The sequence below is a fragment of the Escherichia sp. KCJ4928 genome (assembly GCF_004352695.1).
Lineage (GTDB): Bacteria > Pseudomonadota > Gammaproteobacteria > Enterobacterales > Enterobacteriaceae > ECMA0423.
This window is the reverse complement of sequence record NZ_SJWV01000563.1, coordinates 1-565: the sequence shown is the minus strand read 5'-3', so window position 1 is coordinate 565 and position 565 is coordinate 1. Positions and strand designations below refer to the sequence as shown.

2 pseudogenes are annotated in these 565 nt (G+C 33.6%); one reads left to right on the top strand and one right to left on the bottom strand.

The features are described from left to right. Positions 1-243, bottom strand: a pseudogene (locus E0D98_RS25560) (hypothetical protein); the annotation flags it as partial. Between the two features lie 193 nt (positions 244-436). Here E0D98_RS25560 and E0D98_RS28290 point away from each other — a divergent pair. Continuing rightward, positions 437-565: pseudogene (locus E0D98_RS28290) on the top strand (hypothetical protein); the annotation flags it as partial.

Sequence of the window (565 nt, the reverse complement as noted above, 5' to 3'; positions counted from 1 at the left end):
ACTAAACTCATCATTGACAGATCGTGAGATATAACTGCTTTTAACTTTACTCTTTACGTTGACTTTATTGACAGAATTAACATTCACAAATCTTGAATTTAATGCCCATGATGTTGTTTGCGTGAGAACCTTCTCAGCATTAAGGAATTTTTTTAACGGAATCCTTGGTTTCTTTTTCGAGTCCGAATTTACAATATCATGCATATAGACCATTTCATGAATCTGCGAAAACTCAATGTCCATTATATACCTCACATTTTTACCGTGACTCGATGTTACTGTTCAATAATCACCTTCCATCAATACTAAAATTAATACCCCTAATGTGCCGATAACAAATATAGTCATTCTACGTAACGTCTCCATAAGGTGATATTTGACATTATCAGAAGCTGCGAATTCGGATTTTGCTCTAATCAAATGAGAGAAATGTAAAATGAAGCCACGAAATATTAATAATAGCCTACCACTGCAACCATTAGTTCCTGATCAGGAGAACAAAAATAAGAAAAATGAAGAGAAATCCGTTAATCCAGTTAAAATCACAATGGGGTCTGGTTTAAAT